The sequence below is a fragment of the Methylobacter luteus IMV-B-3098 genome (assembly GCF_000427625.1).
In the GTDB taxonomy this organism is placed as follows: Bacteria; Pseudomonadota; Gammaproteobacteria; order Methylococcales; family Methylomonadaceae; genus Methylobacter; species Methylobacter luteus.
The window spans coordinates 300,585-317,982 of the sequence record NZ_ATYJ01000014.1; the positions used below are offsets into that span (position 1 = coordinate 300,585).

The following is a 17,398-nucleotide window of genomic DNA, read 5'->3' on the forward strand; positions in this document are numbered from 1 at the left end:
AGTGCAGATTCATTTTCTAGAGCCAATCTGCAACAATTACACTGCGATTATTTGCAAGCCACCCATCCCTGTTGCTTTTCAATTATCGCAGCTTAAACGCGACCTAGAGCGTCTGTTTCGCCAATAAAACTAGCCACTAACGGAATACCATACATTTTTGAGCAATATTGATTAAAAAATCATATGCCGACAACGTCAGGTTTTCTATAAAAATGGCTGTAATTTTATTGGGCCTTTTGCCGTCAATATCATCTCAACCCTTTTCATTCGAGTCAGTCTACCGCTGTTTTTGAAGTGACATTCCAACCATTGAAATCCGTGAAAAACCACCGTCAGCACTGGCGGGTTCACTTTGCGTTCATAAACATACCGGCCTTAATTCCAATTTCGTATCGGCATTGAGTAATCTACCCGCTAACCATCTACAGCAAGAACAGGCACTCTACCCTAGCTATGATTATCGGTATTGAACCTTGTCCCATCCAGGTAAGGTATCCCCTAACCATGACCTACAGCCACTTCAATTCGACAATGATTGGCGGTGCTGTTGATGTATTGCCATGATTTATCTTCGGTTAATACATTTCGATGGTATAGCACTGGCTTCATGCTCATTGACAATGCTTAGCATTAAGTCTGTTGCCTTTGCTTATTTATCTCCTGTCCCTATGGTAGATATATATAAAGGTGTCCTGATAATGACAACAAAACAGCTGAAAAACACCCTGACTTGTCCGAATAGCGACCAGTTTATTCTAGTATTACCTCACTTAATTTAATGACTTGTCTTGATAGCGACATCGTTTGTCCTCATATTGGCAACTGTTTTTAATTTAAGCAGCTTGTGTTTTTAATTTGAGTTGCTTGTTCGACTTGGATTTCTGCTGTCGTTCATGCCAGGCTTTCACGAAACGTGGATCAATTTTTTCCTGGTTTTCAGGTTTCCATAAGTTAGATGCAACTCGAGTGGGCTTCACATCCAGCTTGCTATTGCACTCATCGATTGGTAACCAGGTCACGGCATACAGTGAGCACTGATTCCTACCGCCCTGCCTGGTCTGTTCTATGAAGCCCAGAGCCAGTAGTTCAGTTAAAGCACTATGTATCGATCCCTGCGAACGCCAGCCGTACAGCCGCATAGTTTTCGGTGCCGCAGAAAGATCGCCGTTGTTTTTGCCGTTGAACTGAGAGATAAGATTGTCGAGCAGGTGTGCCGCTTTATGACTTAATACCGAAGCGGGTGATGGCTTTTGGTTTTTACAATCGGCCCTGAAAATATGATGAGGCTTGGCTGCATATGTAGGGCTACTGCGCCGGCCTTTCATCTTTTGTCGTTTATCCACCATCAGTTAGCCCCTAAAACTCTGGTTCTGGCTACACTAAAAATTCCCAACTCCTTTTTAACTTCCTGAAAAATATCTTTGTAGGGTAGCTTGTTTTCCATACCTTGAGTCAGCACATTAGCAGCAACCAGCTCAGCAGTTTCCAGCGTGTAAAGCTGTTCTGGCGTCAACCGTTCACGAATATTCTTGGCTTTTGTCTCAATAATAAAACATGAATGATTAATAGTGTTGGTAACGAGCGAATAATATCGGTCAGCGTTTTGACTCCCGTTTGATTTTGCGTAGCCTACAAATACTTGAATAGCATCGGTCAAAATCGTACGCGTGCTTTTACCAGAACATGTTACGTCCTGATACGACAGATTGGCTTCCTCTGCCATTTGCTGTTCAAGTTGTTTCCGTAGCATGATTAATTTAATGTGTGAGCCGAGGCACCAATCCGATAAGGCAAGCGGTACATCGATTTCCATAATGGTACGCGGTATCTCGACTTCTATACCGGATAAGCTTGGGTCAAAATATTGTTCTGAAATTGCATTGTTTGAAGCTGCTTGGATCTCATCACAACCAGCGGTTTTATTCTTTTCGGTCATTTTTCCTCTGTGCGCTAACGGTAGCGCTGAGCCGGTGTAAGACTGCTATAAAAACCAGCGCCGATTTAAAAACCGACGCTGTTTTCATAAATTAACTGTAGTTATTGGCTGTAGGCTGCATAACCCCTGCATGTCATCCGCATTTACCATGCGATACCGGCTATGTCTGTGCCCGATCATCCGAATCAGGAGCCGATAGCATAGGCGCGCGGATTCATGCCGAATTACGCGCCTCTGCGATCAGCTAAGCATTGAATAAAAGTTGGAATATGGACTAGAAAACTTCTTGAGCTGACTTTAACGAATGCTTTCGCAAATCCGTTGTAGTAGCGGTTCTTGAACAGCCAGTAAAATTCCGATTCCCCCAAAGGGTTATCTGGATGTCTGGCAAATTTGTTTTTGGGACAATACTCGCTTAGTGAAGCTTTACAGGTGTCTATATGATTCATTTAGGTCTCATGAAATTGATTAAGATCATGAGGGCATGATATAGACCGTGCCTTTTATTGTCGTCTCGCTAAAACGACTTTTTTAGCGTGATTAGCGAGTATCGCTTAATACAATGCTTTCATTCTATTAGCAATATCTTTGATTTACAGTGACTTTGCCAACAAATAAGCAGTTCCTTTTCATGCCGGGCTATCTCAGCTTGCATAATTTTACGAACATTACCTTCTGTTATTGGATTGTCAAAACAGTCAAAACTTAGTAATTCCATTACAAACTCCAAAACATCCATAAATAAGTAACCTAATCCGTTATTGGAGTCTAATAAATCATTAACCAGAAATTTCCTAACGACTGCCACAATAAACATTCGAATTTCATTCCGATCTTTTACACGCTGCACCGGGAATAATTTATGGTTTTTTATTGCAATATACTTTTCAAGTTCTTTGGAGATTGGTTCTATGCCCGCTGATAGATTCTTATGAAAAGAAACATCTTTATAGCGGCCAAGAGCATTCATACCTTTCATAGCATTTTCAAGGTTTTTAATCAGCTTATCAACAATAGTATAAAATTCTACTGGACTCACATTCTCCTTGGGACTAGGGCATAAGCAGTTCATAAAGCAATTTGCTATGTGCCCTATCATGCGCTCTTTTTCTTGCATTGCTTCGGCCCAAAAGAGAATATCGCTTCTCGATTGATGTAGAAGATCGCTGTTATCAGCGCATCTACATTCTTTGAAATATCGATATGAGTCGATAATTTGATCAAGGTAGAAGTTAAAACGTGCTTGTTCATCATGACACGGCCATAAGCACTCCATTGCTCTGTTATACTGTGCCTCATTGGTTACAGTAATCCACTCATAAGCACGTAACGATTTGAATTCTTTAAATGCTTTTTCTCTTGCACTAGATAAAGAAGCAAGAGCATTGTATATATCATCTGCTAGATTATTTATATCGATTGAGGGTAGTGAGAATCGGTTCTTATTACACTCATCAATCAACTTCTGAAATTCATCTTTAGTAGGCGTCATTAATTACCCTTCTGTCAAAGTACAGCTATAGGAAAGGTAACCAATCAGGCAGTATGACTCCGCTTTTCTCCCATCGGGATAGACTGGTTAAATTGTGATTTAAGTCAAACTATAGTTTGACAGCTTTCGACATTGTATCGTTCAATACTTGGGATTTATGTGCCGTCGATAGATGCGTATAACGATCGGTACTGGCCAAACTTTTATGCCCTAAGATCTCAGCGATTTCTTTCATGGTACGGCCAGCCCTAGCCAGTGTCGAGGCAGTGTCATGTCGCATGTCGTGCCAGCGAAAATTCTTGATGTTAGCTGCTTTTAGGCAACTAGCCCACTGCTTCCTAAAATCGAAGGGCTTGTTTGGATCTGTACTGGAAGGGAACAGCAGACCATTGCCAATTTCCCGATGTTTTTTGAGCTCGTCCATGATAATGCTCGGGATTGGCGTATGACGTGGCGTACCGTTTTTGGTGTCGGCTAACAATGCCAGCTCTTTATCAAAATCGATGTCACACCAGCGCAACCAATCGAGTTCGCCTTTACGCATGCCGGTGGTCAACGCCATCAGGACTTTCAGATAAAACTTGCCACCAATGGCTTTGGCCGCTTTCAACAACCGAGGCTTTTCTTCATCGGAAAGGTAGCGGACGATCTTATTATCGACCTTCAGGGAACGGACGCGCTTGCAGGGGTTGTCATCGATGTACTGCTCCAGGATACTGTCATCTTCCTGCTGCAGAGTGGCATAGTCCAGAATGGCCGATAAGACAGCCAGATGTTTATTGTAGGTCGCCGGGGCTTGTGCTTTTTTCGGCTTGAGGGTATCGCGGATCAATTCGGGCGTAATGTCGCTGAGCAGATATTTGCCCAAGCGTTTTTCCCACCATAACACCAGCCTGACGCGATCATGATCTTTGCCGGTCCACCAGCTCATATATTCATCGGCTGAGCGACTGAAGGTGATGGTGCAGGGTTTAATGCCTTTGGCAACTTGTTCCTGAGATTCCAGAACGGCACGATTGCCCCAAATACGAGCATCTTGCTTGCGTCGGAAGGTTTTGGTTTTGATGTCTTTACCGGATTTGGTAAGTACGGTGCGGTAACGGGTTTCCCCGCTCTTGAGATCAACTTTTCTGATGTAGAAATTGAGCATCTGTGTATTCTCGTTCTCGAGATTAAAAACAAGACTACCGTAAAAATCACTGTAGTCGATGGTTTTAGTACACAGTTACTAAGGCTTGATGTCCTTCTAAGCCCTTGACTTGCTTGAGTTTTGTTGGTGGGTCGTGAGCGATTCGAACGCTCGACCATCGCATTAAAAGTGCGTTGATTTCATCAGTAGCAATTTCTTGTTCAGGGAAATTAGTGTCGACAACTTATTATCTCTTTCTGTAACCCAAAACCTGCTCTCTTTGCTTATTCCGAATTCAGGGCAACTCACAAGCCTGCTTCCTGATTTGCTCTCTTCAGTAATTCGGATAATGCGTGACCGCCAGGCTGATTAATATGCTGGCAAAAATAAACGCTGTCGGTATGATCGACAAGGGGATGGGCAGCGGACAGACAAGCCACAGGATCAGGAAGCCACCCAATGCCAGCAGCATATGCGCCGAGGTATTGTAAAGCGGAGGGAACGGTGGACTGAAGGTTTCGGCTTTCAACCGACGCCCCAGCAGACCGGCCACAAAGCCCATGGCAATAGGCGCCAGAAACCAAATCCCATACTGTGAAATGATGACTATGCGCAGCGCCAGGTTATAGGCTTGCAGTTTGACGGAAGCCGCCCAATCGCCGGGAATATCCGCGATGGCCTCACCGATGTGGTCGCCGCTCCGCCTGAATTTGTCGGAATCGTCCCCTTTGTCTCTGAACTCATTTACCACTTTCGCTATCAAGGCCAGGTTGTCCCGGTAGAATGCGATTAGCTCATGATCGAGCGCACCTTTGTTGCCAAAGGTGGCGACAGCCTCTTGATAATCTCTCTGGATATGGGTCGATATGGTTTGGGGACTTAACAGCATGGGCAAAACCAAGGGCGTGAAAAACATGATCATCAGCCAAATGAGAAAATGCTTGCCGATCATGCCTTAAATCAATCCCGCCAGCTTGAGTTCGCTCATGGTAAACACCCGTGACGCGCATAACACCTTGGCCACCGGACTCTTGAACGCCGCCTGCGGCTTTTCGATCCAGTTCAATTCCTCGCTCATGGACGAATTCACAATCCCATCAAGATAGCCATGGGTGATGACGTCATGAGGAGTCCATGACCCTCTAACCTTCATCATGAGCGTTAACGCCAGGCAATGGACCAGTTCTTCGGACACCCGGCCAATAAAGGCTTTTTGCTCGGCGAGATCGTCATTGTTTTTCAGGATCGCTTTTTCGGCATCGATCAATCCACTGGCTAAACAATTAACCAGCAGGCTTTCGCCTTCTTTTCTCGGATCCGGGTAATGCAACGTCAGCAACGACGTCAGTCGCTGCGAGGATTCGCGCAGATTAGGCCAACGGGCGAACAGTTCCTGCGCGGCATAATTCAAACGGGTGTTTTTGCAGGCTTTCTTCAATTCCATCGGCGCCGACAAAATGGGCGCCTCACGTCTTAAATAATGTACGTTTTTTGGGTCTGTCATGAGTTTCCTAGTGAGTGATAATGGGCAGCCGTCCCTTGATGACTCGGCCGCCGGCGATGGATGCGATGTAATGAAAATTCGGCAAATGCCCCAGCAAGTGTTGGGGGAACAGCTCGTGATCCCCATAAATCAACGACTGGCCGCTATTGCCGGAGTAATTGATAATGTTCTCGGCGGAATTAACCGCGTTGGAAATATTTTGTTGTACGGTCTTGATCCAGGTCTGCCCGAAGGCCTCGACCACGAATTTTTGGGTTTCGCCATCCTTGATGCGGAAAGTGATCAGGTTGTTGCAGTTACCGACTATCTGCCTGGCGCGCGCTTCATCGCCCAGCCTGGCGATGATATCCGGCAAGGTCTGGGTCGCCATGACCACCTGGAATCCGGCGCCGCGGCCTTTGTTGAGAATCTGGATAAACGGCAGGTTGACCACCTCGGCCGCCTCGTCGACAAACATCGAGATGCGCCCGGGCTTATTGCCGCTGTTGTAAATCATCCCGGCGACCGAGGCGAAGTCAGCCAGCACAATCGAGCCGATGGCCGATGACACGATAGAGTCCGACAAGGAATCCAGGCCCACGTACAGGACGTGGTTACCTGAAATGATCGTCGACGTGTCCATGATAGGCCGGGGATCGTTAGCATCTTCCTCATCCGGTGACAGCAGGCCGCCCAGTTCCCCCGAGGTCAGCATGTTCAAGACCGGAATCAATGACGCAATCATTTTGGAAAAGTGCATGCGGTTGTGTTCGACCAGCGACAGCAACCCATCGATGCCCTCCGACCCTTTCGGGCCATTGCTCCAGGTTGCCCGGTACCATTCGATGATGGCCAGCCAATCCGGATTGGCAATGGTCTCCATTTTCTTGGCTTTCCCGCCCCGCGCTTTGGTAAAGAACGGTTCCGCGCTGATTTTCCATTCCGGATCCGTGCGCTCGGCGTGCGCCTCTATGGCTTTGACCAGGAGCGATTCAGCGCCGCCTTCGATAAAATAGCGCAATTGCTTGATCGACGGCCGTTTGCCGGTTTCGATGAGGCCTTGCGCGACCAGATTTAATGTCCGGAACGCAAACGCCGTGAAGGCATCAGAGCCGCCGGTCTGCGACGGCATCAAGGCCGCGATGCGTGAGGCAAGCTCGGTCGCTCGGGTGAAATTGCGCATAGTATCGAGGCGGATCGAGGAGCGGGGAAACGCCGGATGGAAAAACAGATAGGCAGTGGTACGGCCGGCTCTTTTGCACTCGAGTTCCATGCGGTCGCGCAGTTCCTTGTCCCCCTTCGGGTCGATGACGATCACGATGTCGCCCCGGTGAATGGCTTGGGTTATCATCACCTCGAACGCGCGCGTTTTTCCTGCCCCCGTCGTCCCGAACACGATCGTGTGCCCTTCCAGGGATTTAAGGGGTATCAGAACCTCTTCTTCCTTGCCCTTATTCAAGCCATGAATCCAGGGGCCGCCCGGGTGTTCCTGATCGTGACTCATCTTCGCACCGGACAGCATGTAATCGACCGCCCGCTGCGTATGCGTAGGCGTCCAGTCAAAGCCCCAGCCAAACCACATCTTTTCCGGCTTGGCCAGATTCAGCAGCGCAGCGACTTCCAAAAAGGTCAGCATTTCACCGAGTTTGCCCCGCCCTATCAGGCTCATCCCGTTTACCGCCGACCGCAGTGCCATCGCTGCAAATATGCCGCTGGCGGTCAACAGGGAGCTGGCGCCAGGCAGTATCAAATAGCCTGCCAAGGTAACGGCCACCGCTATGAACCAGGTGCCGGCGATATAAAACTCGTAAGGCTTCCGGATATAAGGATCAAAATTATCGCTGGCCATTTATCAGATCCGCCTTGACCAGGAAATAACGGGATTTGCCTGTGCCATCCAGCCCTGTCTCATAGCCGTCTATTAATTCAAGCAGGCCTGCTTCCCTTAATACCGCCATACACTCCTTCAGTTCCAGCTTGGTGTTTTTTAGTCCTATCGCGGCTACTTGGGTGATGCCGCCGGGTCGGGCGTCAAGGTACTCGACCGGCAGTTTTTTCAGCCGGTTTATGATCAGGTTGGCCCTCCCGGATTGATCGCCACGGCTCTTTTGGGGCGTGTTGCCGAACAAATTCTCCACCCCCAAAGCGTCATGACGTTGGGACGCTTCTTGTGGTTTTACCGGGTCGGTTTTAGACGCTTTTGAGGAGGAGCCGATTAATGCGCCCAACAGATCCTCATGATCACCGGTGTTATTTTTGCCAGCCTGAACGATCTCGCCGACCTGTGTTTGGGCTGGCTTTTTGGCTTTCGTATTTTTTCCTGACTGTCTATGGTCATTGTGCTTGGGGGGCTTTCTTTCCTGTACGACTTCAGCTACATCTGGCTTTACAGGTTCAGGAGTCTCATCGGCTTTTGTCGATACGGAAGACTGGGCAGCTGCTGGCTGAGACAATAAAGCGGCCGCATCAGGCGTTTCTCCTTGCGGTTCGGGCATCGAGTGCGCCTGCAGGTCGATTTCAGGTTCGAGCGTCTCTGCTGATGAGTCTTGGGATTGGCTTTGATCAGCCAAGCCACTCTCTACCGAATCTTGCGCGCTAGTCGCTTCAGAGGGAAAATCACGGTAATCGATCGCTTCGCTCTGGTAGTCGGACGCATAATCCGCATCGTACAAGTTCACCGCCGATGGATCGGTTTCATCATTGAACAGCGCCTCAAGATCGGGATCTTCTTCACGGACAGGCGGCGGCAGCTCTTCTTTTTGCTCGACGGCTGGCGCTTCAGGTTTTCCAAACAGAATATTGAGATCGATCTCTTCTGTGCTTTGAACCGACGATTCCGTAACGGATTTTGTCGTGACGTTCGTATCATAATCGGCATCCGGGTCATACTCATCGTATGAATCCAGCGTGCTTGCTGTGCCTTGCGTCGGCATTATGCCATGAGAATCGCTGGCTGCATGATCCTGGCTTGGCGCCGCTACAGCCGGTGATGTCTGCGATGATCCCGCGGTTGGCTTGCTGGCCGATCCGTTACCCGCCAGATCCTCATCATCGCCCTCCTCCTCTTCCATCTCGACGATCAGGTTGTCTTCGATCGGTTTATGCTGGTCTTTGACGAACAGAATTTCATAGCGGGCCAGCTTAAGTGCCTCCAGATGTTTCTTTTCGGCGCTTTCGGCGACCGGTATCGCGATATCGAACAGATAGCTTCCCAGGGCGTTTGCGACAATGATGCCGGCATCGAGCATGATTTCGGCCAGAATTTCCTGCGTGCTGGGAATGAACGGGCTTTCTGCTGCCTTGAGTTCATGCTGCATATCGTTTGCGGCCAGCGGCCAGACGAGAAAAACACCGTCTAGGCCGTGCCATATCCGGCCGTTTTCTTCGTTAGACACCCAGCGTTTCTTCTGCACCAGATGCCGCATGGCATCGATCAGCCAAGGCTCAAGATGCATGCCGGCCAACGGTTTGCCATAGCGGTCCGCATAGCTCCACGCGTCACGCTCCATGAGTTTGTATTTGACCTTATCGTTGATCCTGGCCAGCGGGTTGTTGAAGTTTTGCTGCTCGCACAAGGCCGAAAACAGCGTGGTGTAAATCGCTTTCTCACCCTTCGCCAGAATTTCCACTTGCTCAGTCTTGATCGCCTTGCCGGCCAGCGTGAAGATCATCGAGCTGCTTTCCGTATTGCTCCAGCGGATCTGGTAGCGTTTTAAATTGTTGCGCTGCAGCCATTCATATAGCGATTCGATACCCGGATGCCAGTCAATGCCACGCTCGTCAGAGTAGACGGCTATTTTCGAGACGGTCGTGATCGCCTCACTGAACAAGCCCGTCAGAAACGCCGCATGCGCCCAGAGCGATTCCTCCTCTTTTCGGATCTCAGGCGTTGCTCGGGTCAGGATGCGCCGCTCCGCATAGCGGATGGAAAACAAAGCCACCTCCAGGCAAAATGTGAACAAGCCGCCCGGCAGCTTGAAATGATTTTTTTCCGATGCCGGCAGCAAGTGCGTCATTTCGGCCAGGTGCCGTATTGGCGCCATGATTTTGGCGTTCACTTCCGCTTTGTTATGCGGTCCTGACAGCCCTCTGGCCAGGATGATCTGATTGATCATGTCCTCATTTTTCTGTATCAGAAGCTCGACAGGAATAACCGGCAAACCTTGCGGAAAGCCGGGCAAGCGGTGAAAATACTCATCAAAAAGTGGCTTGCTGGTGGCTTCAAAATCTTTTTCCAGGCTCAGCGCACTTTTCGGCTGAGACTTCTTTCTGAAGAGCGAAGTTGTGAGAGAGGCGATTTTTTTACGCATGCAATGTTAACCGCGCTGTCTGGTATACTGATCGATCAGTTGCTGGATGCGGCGGCGCATGTGAGCCGGGTTATGCATGTTTCTTAGTTCGATATCGACCGTGCCGTTGGTTCCTGCCGAGTCAAGATGCACGGTGCCGATACCGAGCAGCCGGTCCAAAACGCTCTGCTCCACGCCCACCGTTTTAATATCATTAAAGCGAATCTGTACATGGGATTGCGCGATAATCCCTTTCTTCAGCATGACGCCGTCATGGTCGAAAACCATTTTCACGGCAAAGTAGCTGTAGATGAAACGCAGCCCATAGAGGGTTAACGCAAGGCCGGCAAACACATATATCGTCCCCAGGTCTTTTAAGTCCATCCAGTCGGGTATGTTCTGAATGTTGAGCAGATCAAATAGCCAGCCAGTGACTTTAAAGGGGTAAGCCATTAGCAGGGCGCCTGCCGCTATTTCCAGATAATGCGGAACGAATCCCCTGAACGCCTGGCGGTATTCCGTTACTTCGGGTCTTTGCCTGTCAGCCAGTGCTGGCTGCGGTTGAGCCGCTTGCGTCCTGCTCCGTCGGGTCGTGAAACCCAGATGACTATCCGACATGACGGTATACGCCGAGCCAGTCTCGCGATACAGCAGCTCGCACATGGCCTGGGCATCGTCGAAGCGCGCAAAAGAATTTGCGGCAAGGTCAATGGGGCTTGTTGTTCTCATAGATTGCTATTGCCTTTTGTCTAAGTTGTTGGAGATAAGGTCCTGTGTAATCAATGTCGAGCCAAGACAGCCACAACCAGAGCGTGGTGTCCTCCGGCGGTGCCGTAAAAAATCGCAAGGCTCTGTCGCGGATATGCCGATCGGGCGATCGCAGATCCGACTGGGCAGTGGAAATGACCGAAAAAGCCAGGGTTTTGTAGAGTGCGATTTCCTGAGCGTACATTGAGGCGCTGTGAGTTCCTGATTGGCTGTTTGTCATTGTTCTTTCGGCACCCTGACCATGGTGAATTTGGAGCGAGTATCGCCTTTGTTGCTCATCTGCACGCCGATCACATGGAAAGGCCTGATGTACTGCATCAATTTGGCTTCGATTTTCATCTTGCGGACCAGATTGTCCCAGTACATCTGGTCCACGCCCAGCACGACTTTGGTGGCGACGTTGGAGAAGAAATCTTCCGAGAAGTGGGTCGGCGATTGGCTGGCGCATACCAACCCCAGGCCAAACTTCCGACCTTCTTTGGCGATGGTATTGATGATGTTGTTCTGGTCGTCCCGGAAAAACAGATGTGCTTCGTCAATGATCATGATGTCGCGCAGCAAGCCTTCCTGTTCCCGCCGGACAGGGCCCTTTTCCATGGCCGCAGAAAACAGCTCCTGCAGCCTGAATTCGACAAACATGCGCTTCTCATCCTCGCGCAAGGCGGTGATGTCGTAGTGCCAGACCGGGTTGGAAGGATCGAAGGGAGGCGACTGGTTTTTGAAAATGCCGCTGGCCTTAAGGTTATCGAAGCGCTCGACGACCGATTTCAGGACTTCTTTCGATTCATACTTGATGAAGTCTTCCAGTTCTTTGCCGGTTTCCAGGTTCTCGATATAGTCTTTGTAGAATCTCAAGGCATCCGTGCGCAGGTCCATCGCCTTCTCAGTCAGCTCGCCGTCTGCTTTGGCGCCCGTCGCAGCATGCTGTTTGGAGATTCTGTACAGCTTTGTGGTGACTTTGTTGAGTTCTTCCAGCGCCCTGCCCGACTTGGTGTCGCTGCCGATAATGAGCTGTTTGAGTTTGCCGAAGGCGAAACGGCAGGCATCGTCCATGGACGGGTACCGCTTGGGGTGCTTCCGTGCATACCCGTCCTCTAAAACCCAGGATTTGTAATTGTCCGCAAAGAATCCGTTGGCCGAGTAAAGGTCTGTGATCAGGTGACGCATGACGGCTTCCTGCCTGGATCCGATCGGCCGGGCACCGTTGATGGTGGCGATGAAATCCTGCGTCCTTTTTCTGACGCCGCCGAAGTGTCTGTCTGCGCTCACGACAAACGGGTTCAAGCCATATTCGGTGGATTCTGAAAACCTGACGGAAGAAGCGCCATGGATATCGATGTCGCCGTGCACATCCATGATGTGAATGCGCGGCGCCGGCGAGAACCGGCGCATTTGCTGTATGGCCCGTCTTAAGAATGTGGTTTTGCCCATGCCTGTCTTGCCCATAATCAGCATATGGGCATTCACGACGACATCAAAATCACAATAGATCGACTGTGTCTGATTTTTGGATAACAAGTAGTCATCCTGACCTAACTCTATTTTCATCTTCAAAAGTGGCTATAAGTAATGAAGCCGCTATTTTAGAAGAACGATTTTTTTTGCGTCGGGTCGAAAGACGCCGAAAAAACGACTGTTTTGATTTTGCGCTGACGTTACCCTATATATTAAGGTGTCAAAACAACAGGTATTGAAGCAAGCAAGATCTCTCATGTCATCCTGACCATTCAACCAAGCTTACCCAGGCAAGCGGCTATGCGTATCGTTAATATTCTTGAAACTAGAACTCACCTGTCGAAGTTGGTTGAGCTTGCGGCGAAAGGAGAACCCGTCATCATTGCCAAAGCAGGACGCCCTATGGTCAAAGTGGTCCCGTTAGATCAAGCCGAAAGCCTGGAGATGATAAAACAGGGATTCATTAAGGATTCGCTGCACGTGCCTGATGAACTTGATGAAGCGGAAAGCGAAGAGATGAGCGGGCTTTTTAATGAGATTAACGGTCTCTTCAACGGCAGCTCTCTTTGAAGAGTCATCTTTGGGAATCTGTTAGCTATCCCATTCCTTGATTTATGGGGTAAATCCAACACTCGTGTCACCCGCCACCATTTGAACTTATCGAATGGCCGTTGCCTGTATTGCCCCCGCCATTTGGCTGAAATTCTTGATTGTCTCTTTTTGGCACCGTTTGAACCGACATATTCGGCCATGTTCGCACAAGTTCAGACCGGTTCCAACTCTATTTTTACCTTTTTACCGAGGGCAGCGGCAGCGCTCACTAAGGTGGTCAAAGTTAAACTGGTGTCTTTTTCATCCAACAACCGATTAAGCGAAGCTCTGCTGGTGTGCATTTTTTTGGCCATTGCCGTCTTACTGAGTTTAAGCGCTGACATGCCCTCCGATATTTGCCAGGCAATGACTCGTTTGGTTGCTACCGCTGTGACTTCGTCAAGAATGGCTTCCTCGCTTAGGAAGTCGTCGAAGTTGCTTCCAATGTGGGGATTCTCTTCGTGTTGACTGTTCATCGCTTACCTCGTAATGCTTTCAATCTTTGTTTTGCCAAATCGATTTCTGGCTTCGGTGTTTTTTGACTTTTCTTGTTGACTACTCCCCTTCCTGAAGGAATGGGATTCCTAATTCACTGATAACTGGACGACAACACCGAAATGCTATCGCCGCTTACATTATCTCCAAAGGCTAACACCGCCAGCCCGACGGCTTTTACATTACACGCCGCGTTAACGTCGCGGTCGTGTTCTGTCTCGCATTCCGGACAGGTCCACGACCGCACATCGAGCGGCATTGATTCAGAAACAAACCCGCAGCAATGGCAGCGTTTGGACGATGGGAAGAATCGGTCGATCTCGACATACACTCTACCGGCCCAATGGGCCTTGTATTCGAGTTGCCGGGTGAATTCCCCCCAACTTGCATCGGCGATATGCTTTGCCAATTTCGGGTTTTTAATCATGTTCTTCACGGCAAGGTTTTCAGCGCAAACCACTTGGTTCTCGTTAATCAGTTTGCGGGACAACTTGTGCAAGTTATCCAACCGGCAATCGGAGATTTTGGCGTGAATACGGGCTACCTTGAGCTTTGCCTTTTGCCGGTTCTTGCCACCGAGCTTCTTCTTGGCGAGACGACGTTGGTATTGGGCAAGCTTGGCGGCGTATTTCGCCGTATGGCGGGGATTGCCGGATTTGAAACCGTCACTGGTGACGAACAAATCCTTGATGCCTACATCGATGCCGACCTTTTTATCATTGACTGGCAGCAACATAGGCTCAAATTCGCACAGGCAGGACACGAAGTAGCGCCCGGCCTGATCCTTGGAAACGGTAACGGTAGTTGGATCGCCTGGCAATGGCTGGCTCCACTTGATGTTGAGTGGATTTTTGCACTTGGCAAGCGTCAGCTGTCCGTTTTTGTAATGGAACGCGGTTTGTACAAAAGTCGCTTTCTGTCTGTGTTTTTTGGATTTAAACGCCGGGTATTTCGCCCGGCCTTCAAAGAAGTTTTTGAACGCGGCCTGCTGGTTTCTCAGGCATTGCTGCAAAGGAACGCTGGATACTTCATTGAGAAAAGCCAATTCAGGTCTTTTTTTAATCTCGGTCAGCTTGGCGTTAGCGCCAATGTAACTGACCTTCTCCTTGGCCTGATAGTAGGCATCCGTTCGGTAACGAAGGATGTGATTGTAGACAAAGCGCACACAACCAAACGTCTTGGCAAGCAGTTCTGTTTGCTCGGCGTCTGGATAGAATCTGTATTTGTATCCGCGTTTAACTTTCATGTCTTACATTATACAACAAGAAATGTAAGTTGGTATTATTAATAATCGGCTTGCCCCAATGCGCCTTATATCTCCGACCTGAAGGACGGAGTTTTACGGCGCATTCAGATAAAATGAGTTGCAGTCCACTAAGGCGATCAGCGGTGCCTTCATGATGTCTTCAAACAAGATGAATGTGACCACGCCCCAGATCACCAACTCCAGGTCCTCGTGCAGATCGATATCAGCATAGGCCGAGTTCTCGGCCACCAGCACCCAGCATCCGTTCCGGCGCAGCAGGCGCTTGACAGTCAAAGCGCCGTTCAGGGCGCAGATCACTATCTTGCCAGGCACCGGCTCCAGAGAGCGGTCCACGATCAGGATGTCATTCGGGTGAATGCCGGCTTCCAGCATCGATTCGCCCACGGCCGGACAAAGAATGTGGCGGCGGGCGTCTTGACCAGCAGTTCGTTCAGGTCCAGCGTCTTCTCGATGTAATCGTCGGCTGGCGATGGAAAACCAGCCGACACTTTGCCGGCGAACAATGGCAGCAGCACCTGCCGTTGCATGGGATCGGGCTGCCAAAAATCCGTCAAGCCCGGTTCTGTAAGCAATGGGTCCATAATGCACCAAAAGAAAAGTTATTATTGTTCTCGTTTTGTTCTCTTTCGTGAGCATTCTAGGTGATTTTTGACAAGATGACAAAAACCAAACGGCCGGTATCAAATCCAGCGACTTCTCAGCCCACACTCAATCACCCTAGCCGCCTCCGCAGGCCTGAAATGCTTGTAGTCATAGAATCGTTGATTGACATCCTCGCTGTTCAGTAACTGCATGCAATCCTGAATCCCCTGCCCTGCGATGCCTTCAATTTTCGCCTTGAATACGGCCAGCCGGTTTTCGCCGTAGGCATTGGCGAAATAGGGATGCAGCGGATTCAGATAGAATGCGGTCTCCACCTTTTCATCCTTCAGCCACTGGACCAGCTTGCGAAAATCCTCGAACCGGCTTTTGATCCACGGCGGCGCGACCACGGGCTTGGCATCGACGGGAAACTGCTTCTGGACAAAGGCGCTATGATCTGCCTCGATCTCACGGTCATAGCGTTCCAGGATATAGCGCCCAGTGCCTTCGATGTCGTAGCGCACGGACGGCTGGCCGCTGATCGCGGTCACCAATCGGCTGAAACCGTCCGACAGGCTCGACGCGAACAGGTAATCGAAAACGACCCGCTGCCGACTTGGTTCGCCGGTTTCAGGGTGCAGCCAATAGGCGGGCCCATAGGTTTTGATATCGGTGAACGCGATCGGCTCCAGACCGTAAACCAGAGTTTTGACCGGCACGCCGCCTCGCTTCAGTGCCTGCAAGGAGGCCAGAATCTCGTCCGGCTTCGCGGCCAGAAAGGCCAGATTGTAAAAATGCCGGGCCGGTAAATGCCGGTTGACCAGCCCGGGATCCACCAACCCCATGATCGAGGAGCCGACGATAAAAGCGTCATGCAGCGGCTGGGCCGATGGATTTTCGGCCTCATTGCCGTTATTGATGCGGGCCGCGATGGCGCCAGGTGTTTCCGGCGACCGGGCTCTCGCCTCATTCAACAAGTATTCCACCTTCAGGAAGCGCTCGTTGGTCGTGGACGCCGTATAGCGATCGCCGATGGCGTGTTGCGCCTTGAAGATCTGATAGGGATTAACGACGACATTCCAGACCGGCAACGACCAGGCGGCAAGACCGCCGGCCACCAGTGCCGCTTTCCAGTAAACATTAAAACTGCCAATAGATGAAGCTGTCATGAGATCCTGCCAACCAGATGCTGGTAAATAAAAGCGTGGAGAAATAAGCCAGATTTTTGAGGTTTGGTTCCAACTGTTGTGCCGTTTGCTGGGCGTTGGCATAAGTCAGGCAGATTGCCAGTAAAATGCCGCCCCAGATCAGTTCGATGCCCGTGATCAGGGTTGCCTGGACGCAGGCCGGACAAAGCCCTGCGGCGATACCGGGTAGGGTCATGCCGTTCAGTCCCAGCATCCCTTTCCAGATGGCAAAGGCCTGATCGACCGATGCGGCACGGAACAGGACCCAGGCGACGCTGACGGCCAGGAACGTCGCCGTGATAGCGACCGGCTCAGCCAAGCGCAGGCCGGTTTTCGTCCAGAGCCGGTGCAGGCCGATGAACAGCCCGTGCAACAGGCCCCACAGCACGAACGTCCAGGCCGCGCCGTGCCAGAAGCCGCCGATGACCATGGTGAGCGCCGCCGCGAGCAATCCCATGGCAAAACCGTTTCGGTTGCCGCCCAGCGGGATATAAACGTAGTCGCGCAGGAACCGGGACAGCGTCCTGTGCCAGCGCTTCCAGAAGTCGGCAATGCTGACCGCCTGATAAGGGGAATTGAAATTCTGCGGCAGGATAATGCCGAACAGCAGGCCGATGCCGATGGCCATGTCCGAATAGCCGGAGAAATCGAAATAGATCTGCAGGCCATAGCCGATTGCAGCCACCCACGCTTCGAAGAACGGCAACACGGTATCGGCGGCAAA

Annotated in this window: 17 protein-coding genes; 1 reads left to right on the top strand and 16 read right to left on the bottom strand. The window is 50.2% G+C overall.

Features of this window, described 5'->3' with window-relative positions; genetic code table 11:
• Positions 1–833: 833 nt before the first annotated feature.
• From METLU_RS24230 to METLU_RS0101535, 11 genes are all read right to left on the bottom strand, one after another.
• A complete protein-coding gene (locus METLU_RS24230) occupies positions 834–1,346 on the bottom strand; it encodes a hypothetical protein (protein WP_051299727.1) in 513 nt (170 codons plus the stop codon).
• Positions 1,346–1,936 carry a hypothetical protein gene (locus METLU_RS26545; RefSeq protein WP_027156675.1) on the bottom strand — a complete coding sequence of 197 codons (591 nt, stop codon included), beginning with the start codon at positions 1,934–1,936 and terminating at the stop codon, positions 1,346–1,348. The genes METLU_RS24230 and METLU_RS26545 overlap by 1 nt, the downstream gene beginning before the upstream one ends.
• 568 nt (positions 1,937–2,504) lie before the next feature.
• Positions 2,505–3,428: a hypothetical protein gene (locus METLU_RS0101495; RefSeq protein WP_027156676.1), complete on the bottom strand. Its 924-nt coding sequence runs from the start codon at positions 3,426–3,428 to the stop codon at positions 2,505–2,507.
• 109 nt (positions 3,429–3,537) lie between these two features.
• Positions 3,538–4,578 carry a tyrosine-type recombinase/integrase gene (locus METLU_RS24240; protein ID WP_051299728.1) on the bottom strand — a complete coding sequence of 347 codons (1,041 nt, stop codon included), beginning with the start codon at positions 4,576–4,578 and terminating at the stop codon, positions 3,538–3,540.
• A 313-nt stretch (positions 4,579–4,891) separates the two neighbouring features.
• Positions 4,892–5,509, bottom strand: a complete 618-nt coding sequence (locus tag METLU_RS0101505; RefSeq protein WP_027156677.1) for a DUF4400 domain-containing protein — start codon at positions 5,507–5,509, stop codon at positions 4,892–4,894.
• Positions 5,510–5,512: 3 nt separating this feature from the next.
• The gene (locus METLU_RS0101510) at positions 5,513–6,061 is read right to left on the bottom strand and encodes a hypothetical protein (RefSeq protein WP_027156678.1); all 549 of its coding nucleotides are present in this window, start codon (positions 6,059–6,061) and stop codon (positions 5,513–5,515) included.
• 7 nt (positions 6,062–6,068) lie between these two features.
• Positions 6,069–7,889 carry a conjugative transfer system coupling protein TraD gene (gene traD, locus METLU_RS24245; protein ID WP_051299729.1) on the bottom strand — a complete coding sequence of 607 codons (1,821 nt, stop codon included), beginning with the start codon at positions 7,887–7,889 and terminating at the stop codon, positions 6,069–6,071.
• Positions 7,876–10,350, bottom strand: coding sequence for a MobH family relaxase (gene mobH, locus METLU_RS0101520; RefSeq protein WP_027156679.1), 2,475 nt, complete (start codon positions 10,348–10,350; stop codon positions 7,876–7,878). Before mobH ends, traD begins: the two co-directional genes overlap by 14 nt.
• Before the next feature lie 6 nt (positions 10,351–10,356).
• Positions 10,357–11,058: a PH domain-containing protein gene (locus METLU_RS0101525; RefSeq protein ID WP_027156680.1), complete on the bottom strand. Its 702-nt coding sequence runs from the start codon at positions 11,056–11,058 to the stop codon at positions 10,357–10,359.
• The gene (locus tag METLU_RS0101530) at positions 11,036–11,317 is read right to left on the bottom strand and encodes a hypothetical protein (protein WP_155920381.1); all 282 of its coding nucleotides are present in this window, start codon (positions 11,315–11,317) and stop codon (positions 11,036–11,038) included. The genes METLU_RS0101525 and METLU_RS0101530 overlap by 23 nt, the downstream gene beginning before the upstream one ends.
• Positions 11,314–12,645, bottom strand: a complete 1,332-nt coding sequence (locus METLU_RS0101535; protein ID WP_027156682.1) for an ATP-binding protein — start codon at positions 12,643–12,645, stop codon at positions 11,314–11,316. Before METLU_RS0101535 ends, METLU_RS0101530 begins: the two co-directional genes overlap by 4 nt.
• Before the next feature lie 207 nt (positions 12,646–12,852).
• Here METLU_RS0101535 and METLU_RS0101540 point away from each other — a divergent pair, with 207 nt between their 5' ends.
• The gene (locus tag METLU_RS0101540; RefSeq protein WP_027156683.1) at positions 12,853–13,122 is read left to right on the top strand and encodes a type II toxin-antitoxin system Phd/YefM family antitoxin; all 270 of its coding nucleotides are present in this window, start codon (positions 12,853–12,855) and stop codon (positions 13,120–13,122) included.
• A gap of 194 nt (positions 13,123–13,316) precedes the next feature.
• On the opposite strand, the gene METLU_RS0101545 is transcribed toward METLU_RS0101540, so the two are convergent.
• From METLU_RS0101545 to METLU_RS24255, 5 genes are all read right to left on the bottom strand, one after another.
• Positions 13,317–13,619, bottom strand: coding sequence for an XRE family transcriptional regulator (locus METLU_RS0101545; protein ID WP_027156684.1), 303 nt, complete (start codon positions 13,617–13,619; stop codon positions 13,317–13,319).
• A 113-nt stretch (positions 13,620–13,732) separates the two neighbouring features.
• Positions 13,733–14,884 carry an RNA-guided endonuclease InsQ/TnpB family protein gene (locus METLU_RS0101550; RefSeq protein ID WP_027156685.1) on the bottom strand — a complete coding sequence of 384 codons (1,152 nt, stop codon included), beginning with the start codon at positions 14,882–14,884 and terminating at the stop codon, positions 13,733–13,735.
• A gap of 93 nt (positions 14,885–14,977) precedes the next feature.
• Positions 14,978–15,541, bottom strand: a complete 564-nt coding sequence (locus tag METLU_RS24250; RefSeq protein ID WP_231383519.1) for a LexA family protein — start codon at positions 15,539–15,541, stop codon at positions 14,978–14,980.
• A 44-nt stretch (positions 15,542–15,585) separates the two neighbouring features.
• Positions 15,586–16,656, bottom strand: a complete 1,071-nt coding sequence (locus METLU_RS0101560) for a hypothetical protein (protein ID WP_027156686.1) — start codon at positions 16,654–16,656, stop codon at positions 15,586–15,588.
• The coding region (locus tag METLU_RS24255) for an MBOAT family O-acyltransferase (protein ID WP_196806467.1) at positions 16,628–17,398 on the bottom strand (771 nt) is incomplete at its 5' end. The genes METLU_RS24255 and METLU_RS0101560, both read right to left, overlap by 29 nt.